The organism is Pantoea sp. CTOTU49201, assembly GCF_032054795.1.
GTDB classification, from domain to species: Bacteria; Pseudomonadota; Gammaproteobacteria; order Enterobacterales; family Enterobacteriaceae; genus Pantoea; species Pantoea symbiotica.
Genome location: NZ_DAMBSA010000114.1, coordinates 5110 through 11676 on the forward strand (window position 1 = coordinate 5110; position 6567 = coordinate 11676).

The window sequence follows — 6567 nt, forward strand, 5'->3', positions numbered from 1 at the left end:
ACTTCAGGTAGCTACAATTTGGTATTCAAAGCCGGCGAAGGCTCAGCCACCAAGCCATTCCCGGTGACCATTGTTTCTGCAGCAGCAGAGCCAATTGAAGTGTCGGGTGCATTTGATAACTCAGCTGGCTACAACCAACTGATTGGTTCAGGTGCAACATCAATCGACACTACGCCACGCTTCTTTGGCCGTGCAGGCGCTAACGTTGTTATTCGTCTGTATAACGGCGATGAGGTTCTGGGCTCAACCATGACAGATGCATGGGGCAACTGGTCTCTGACGCCAGAGCTATCAGTGGGTAGCTACAACCTGGTGTTCAAAACTGCTGAAGGCACCGCAAGTAAGCCTTTCGTTATCACCATTGCCGCACCAGAAGCCATCAAGCCACAAACACCAGAGATCGAATACATCCTCGATAACGTTGGCAAAGGTGGCTACATCGAGAAAAATGGCACCACCGATGACGACACGCCGAAACTTTCCGGCACCGCAGAGCCAAATAGCCTGGTCGAAATCTTCGACAACGGCGTTAAAATCGGCGAGCGCCGCGTTTCGTCTACCGGCTATTGGGACTTCGTCCCAGTGAGACCTGCGTATCTGGCTAACGGCGAGCATAGCTTTGTCGTGAAAAGCAGCAACGGCACAGAAACTGAAGCCTGGAATTTCACGGTGAAAGTACCGGTTCATGTCTCGCTGGTTGGCAGCAACTCCGGAGAAGAGAGTGGCTTCAATGAAACTGCAGATACCACACCATTCTTTGTCGGTTACGGTCCAAAAGGCGTATTGATTCGCCTGTACGAAAACGGTAAGGAAATTGGTTCAGCAGTCACCAGCACCAGCGATGGCAGATGGCAGATGGCAAATCGTCATCACCGATCCGCTATCTGTCGGCGCGCATAGTGTGGTGGCTAAGTTCGGCAACGATAACGTCAGCGCGCAGTATGATTTTGTGATCACTGCTCCTGAAGTGCCGGTTGAACCAGAAAATCCGTTCAGCATTACCCAGGTTAATGATGAGTTCTTTAATAAAGGTGTAGTTGCGGCAAACGGCGCAACCGATGATACCCAACCTTCATTCAAAGGAAATGCACCTGCAAATACGCTGGTTCGTATCTTTGATAACGGTGTTGAAATCGGTTCAACCCTGGCTAACGGCAATGGCAGCTGGGAATTCAAACCAGAAAACACCCTTTCACTGGGTAAACATGCGATTACTGTAGGTGAAAGCACCGGCGAAGCCTTTGTGTTTGATGTGGTGGCAGCGCAGGTATTTGCACCGTGGGTTCTGGGTGGTATCAGCGAATTTGATGGCATTGAAGACTTCGCCTATAACGCCTCAATTTATGACAATACACCAGTATTGAACGGCTTAGCGGTTGCAGGCACGCTTGTTACCATCACCATCGATGGCAAAGTTGCAGGCAGCGTGATTGCCAATGAGTACGGTCGCTGGAGCTTCCAGACTACTGAACCATTAGCGGCTGGCGGACATGAAGTGGTTGCCACCGATGCTAACGGCAATAAAGGCGGCACGCTGATCTTCAGCTTGGTTGACCCTGAAAATATCGGCATTAACTTCAACGTTTACGACGATAATGCGGGTGAAACCCTGATTGCATATGGTGCGGTGACAAAAGATTCAACGCCGCTGCTGCGTGGTTTGGCAGGCCAGAACATCGTGCTGGAAATCTACGACAATGGCGAGTTGGTTGGCAGCGTGCGCACCGCGCAAGATGGTACCTGGTCGTATTCACTGAAGTTGGGTAATGGCGATCACAGCATTACTGTACAAAATGAAAATCAGGATAGCTTGCTGGCTCGCAAGTTCACCGTTGAAGCGGATGCCCCGAGCATTGATGCTGTTTCTGGACGCGACAATGATTACAACAACCGCCAGCCATCTGACGGTGAAGTGATCCTTGATCATACCGTGGTGATTTATGGTTCAGGTGAGCCAGAAGCAACGGTAGAACTGCTGACAGCTGGCGGTCGTTCGCTGGGCTTCGTTGGCGTAAGTACTTACGGTAAGTGGTATATCGAAATCGCCAGCAGTTTTGAGGAAGGCACTCATACCGTGATTGCGAAGGTAAATGGCGTGGAAACTGAGCCTTTCACCTTCCATATCTTCGCGCGTAAAGCCATTGAGACTCAAGATGAAGCTTTCAGCCTGTTCGATATTTCGGGCGCTGAGCTGCTGAGCGATGCGGAAGAAACGCTGCTGGGTAACAACGTTGAAGCGGCAGCACAGCAGGTTAACCTGAATCTGACTCAGGCCGACCTGTCTGTGGTTACCACATCAGGTATTGCTACCAGCACCGTTGCACCGATTGCATTGCAGGATGAGCAGTATCAGGCAATCTAACGCCTAAAAACGCCATGAGTTAGAGCAAAACGGATGGTTCGCGCCATCCGTTTTTTTATGCCTGTCATTCGGCGGTCGCCATAAATGGCGACCCTACGAAGGCAGAGTTCGGTTTTCGTAGAGTGCGCATTTATGCGCACCTGGAATCAGAACTGCCACCTAACGCCAACGTTATAGCGCCAGCCTTTGGCACCGTTGCCTTCGATCTCTTTGCGATAATCCGCTTCTGCGTACAGTGAAACATCCTTTTGCAAGGTTGCGGTGCCGCCTGCGCCCAGTTCCCACATTTGACCAAACTTCCCGCTGCTGAAGGTGGCGCCAAACGCCGGATTATCCACAGAAGACACCGACGTATCCGCCGTTCCGCCCCAACCTTTGTAGTAGTTAGCGCGCAGATACGGGGTGTATTGGCGATTGCTGTCGTCGGTCCACGTACGATCGAGGCGCGCACCTAAACGACCAATGGTTTGGTTATAGTCGCCGTAACGCACTTTGTTGCCATCTTTATCGGTGAAGTCGTCCATATTCAGTTTCATGTACATCAGCTGCGCCTGCGGCTCCAGCTTGTAGCCATCGCCCAACTCGAACGGATAGCCGCTCTCCAGCGATGCCGTCCAGCCATTACCTTTCAGCTTCGCCACCTCTTGCGTGCGCGCAATATCGGTTTCGCCGCGATGCCAGTCAAACGACAGCACGCCATCCAGATAGAAACCGCTTTGACGCTGCCAGGTGCCGTAAAACGCCAGGCTATCGCTGTCGAACGTGGTGCTGCTGTAACCGTCGGCCGCGTGTGGACGAATACGCGTATTACCGCGCGTGTAGGCTAAGCCGCCGCGCAGGCTGTCTTGCTCGCCGTCGAGACGCAGCAGATTGCCGCCCACCTGCACCGCACTGTAATCGAGGTCAAAGTCATAGCCGAAGTCGCGGAAACTCTTATCGCTGCTGTACTTCAGGTTCGAGCCGATGTAGCGCAGGAACATCTCGCCGCCGTTGCCTTCCGGACGCGTCTGCTCGTGGCGCAGTTCGCCAAGACGCTTATGCAGATCGTCGATAATCGCTGCGGTGTAATAGGCTAAACCGACCGGCGCAGAGACATAAGATGGCACTTGCGGCACCACCGCTGGACGCGAATCGTAGCTTTGCGGCGTACCAAAGGCATCGGTGACAAAGGTCGGCTGGCAGCTGTTGCTATCTTCACACACGTAGTAGTTCGCCAGACGGTAATCCCAATAGTTATTGCCGCTGCCGCTGACTAAGCGCTGATTAGGATCGCTGCTGCCCGGCGCGAAGGTGTAGAGGCGATATTGCCACGGCCCGGCGCCGAGATAGCCATCTTTCAGCGCGAAGCTGTTAGCGCTGGCATTGCCGCCGACCTGCGCCAGCGAGATCCCTTCGTTGCCCTCCACGCCACCATTTTGATTGAGATCGGTGAGTGCGCCGGTGCTGGCATCGGCAAGTTTCACGTTAACCAGCGTGGTACCGCTGGCATTGCCGGTAACGTTGAGATGGTCGGTGAACTGGTTGCTCAGCGGACCGCCCTCATTCAGGTTGGTAACCAGATTGAGCTGGCCGCCACTTGATGCCAGCGAGCCCGCGATATCCAGCGTATTGCCCGGCGAACCCGCGCCGTTGGTGAGATCCAGAGTACCGGCGTTGTTCACCACCAGCGAATCCGCCGTTCCACCCGACAGCGTCGGATGCACGTTATCGCCAGCAAACAGCGTTGATCCCGCATCAACATTAATGGTGCTGTGCGCCAGCTGCAGGTTATCGGTTAGCGTCCATTTAGTGTTAGCGAAGTTGATGGTGCTCCAGCCGCTGCCGAGGTTGACCCCTTTGCTAAGATCGTCAGCGCTGAAGCTGCCACCGCGTGAATCGATCTGATTGAAAGTTAAGGTGTTACCCGTGCCGGTGCCGCTGGTGAGATGGTAGGTGGTGCCGAGATCAACATTACTCACTTCAGCCGTGTTGTTGTTGTCATTACCCATCGTCAGGCTGCCGTTGAGCGTTCCGCCCGTCCAGCGGAACAGATCCGAACCGCCGCCCGGATTGATATCGCCCTGCACTGCGCCTTCCGTCAGCAGGATCTCGTCATCGGCGTTGCTGCCCGCCACCGCCACGGTTTGTGGATTGGCGGTGATGATGTTGCCGAGGTTTTCGAAGATGGTTTTACCACCGCGCAGATCCACCACCGGCGCCGTCAGGCTGTTGGAGGTGAAGTTGCCGGTATTGACGATGGTGCCTGCGGTGCTGGAGACCAGCGCCGATCCGCCCGCCGCATTATCGATATTCACATTGGCGGCGGTGGTGACATTGCCCGTGGTATTGGCGCGAATACCGGTGCCGCCCGCGCCGGTAACATTAAACTGATAGCCCGAACCCAACGTCAGATCGCCGCTGGTGGTCGAGCCATCGGCATTGGCGATGTTCAAGCCGGTGCCGCTGCCGTTCACGTTGGTGGTCACGGTTGAAGCCGGATCGAATGGCACGGCGGTACGAATCCCGTTGCCGTCGCCGACGTTAATGGTGAGATTGCTTAAGCCGACATTGCTTAACTCGGCGCGGTTTTCGAGGCCGTTGCCGCTGCCCAGCACGTTCACCGTGGCGTCGCTGGCGCTGAGTGCGGTCGCGCCGCTATCCAGCAGGATGCCGTGCGCGTTACCGCGCGTGGTGATCACCGTGTCGCTTCCGGTCAAAGCCAGCTGTGCGCCATCGCTGATGCGCACGCCCGCCGTGCCGTTATCGACATTAATGGTGCCGCCTTTCGCCAGCGTGCTACCGCTGCCGGAGACATCCAGCCCGGTGCCGTTGGCCACGTTGACCACGCCGTTGTTGGTCAGCGTGCTGCCGGCGCGCGAACGGATACCGATGTTGTTGCTGCCGGTGAGATTCACATTGCCGTTGTTGACCAGCTCTGCACCGTTGGTGACGTCAAAGCCAATCGCGCCATTGCCCGCGCCGCTGACGTTGCCGTTGCTGGTGACGCTGGTAGCCGCCGCGCTGCCATCCAGCGCATTACTCAAATCGGTACGCAGATTATTCACCAGCACGCCGACCGCGTTGCTGCCGCTGAGATTGATGCTGCTGCCGCTATCCAGCGTGGCATTCGCGCCGCCTTCTGCGCGGATTGCCGTGCTGCCCTGGCCGCTGGCGGTGAAGTTAGCGTTGCTGCTATTCAGGCTGCTGCCGCTGCCGGAGATAATCGCGCCGGTGCTGTTGCTGGCGCTGGAGGTAATGGTTGTCGGAGTGGTGAAACTCAGCGCTGCGCCATCATCAATGCGATAGCCGGTTGAGCCGCTGCTGTTGATATCTAAGGTGTTGGTGGCGGAGCTGATGCGCGATCCGCTGCCCGCCGCGTGATAGGCAATCTGGTCACTGTTATTGAATACCGGTGCTGAACCGGCGGCGATATTCACCAGTGCACCGCTCAGCGCTTCCGCACCGATCGCGCCGGTGCCATTCAAATTCAATGTGCCGCCATTCAGGTTCGCTACCGCGCGATTCCCGCTGGCGCTGACGCCGCGACTGCGACTAGTGGTGCTGCCGCCGTTAACGTTAATCGTACCGGTGTTATTAGCGGTGGTGGCAAAGGTGCTGCTGCCGCTGTTCACCGCGATACCGGTACCGCCATCGTTGATGTTGATATTGCCGCTATTGGTGCCAGTTGCGCCGCTCTCCACGCGAATGCCGGTGGAGTTGGCACCGGTGAAAGTGATATCGCCGGTGTTGGTCAGCTGCGCGCGATTACGCGCCACATAGCCGGTTAATCCACTCTGTGAAGCATTTAAAGACGCCGCAGAGTTCAGGCTGGTGCTGGTCACCGGCGAGCCGCTGTTTCTGCCAAAGATATCGTGTTTTTGTCCGTCCACGATTGCACCAATCGCATTGCTGCCGGTGAGGTTCATGGTGGTTGCTGCGTTAATCACGCCATTTGCGCCCCCTTCCACCGTGATGCCATTAGCACCGCTGCCGCTAACGTTGATCACCGCCGCACCACTGTTGACATCGGTGCCCGCGCCGCTGCCGAGCACCGCTGTTGAACCTGCTCCGGAAGCGGTGAGCGACAAGGCGTTGCCGTTAAAGTCTGCGCCCTGCTCAACGCGGAACAGCGTGGAGTTCTGCGTGGTGACATCAAACGGATTATTGCCCAGCACGTTGATCAGCGCATTGGGGCCGTAAGCGAAGAAGGCGATCTGATTGGTGCC

Annotated in this window: 3 protein-coding genes; 2 read left to right on the forward strand and 1 reads right to left on the reverse strand. The window is 56.1% G+C overall.

The features are described from left to right. Both RTY00_RS10345 and RTY00_RS10350 read left to right on the forward strand, forming a co-directional pair. Positions 1-900 (forward strand): Ig-like domain-containing protein (locus RTY00_RS10345; RefSeq protein WP_312664363.1); only part of this gene is annotated, 900 nt, incomplete at its 5' end. Further along, on the forward strand, positions 842-2362 hold the full coding sequence (locus tag RTY00_RS10350; protein WP_312664364.1) for an Ig-like domain-containing protein: 1521 nt from the start codon (positions 842-844) through the stop codon (positions 2360-2362). The genes RTY00_RS10345 and RTY00_RS10350, both read left to right, overlap by 59 nt. Before the next feature lie 146 nt (positions 2363-2508). Here the strand turns inward: RTY00_RS10350 and RTY00_RS10355 are convergent. Further along, a partial coding sequence (locus tag RTY00_RS10355) for an autotransporter outer membrane beta-barrel domain-containing protein (RefSeq protein WP_312664365.1) occupies positions 2509-6567 on the reverse strand: 4059 nt, incomplete at its 5' end.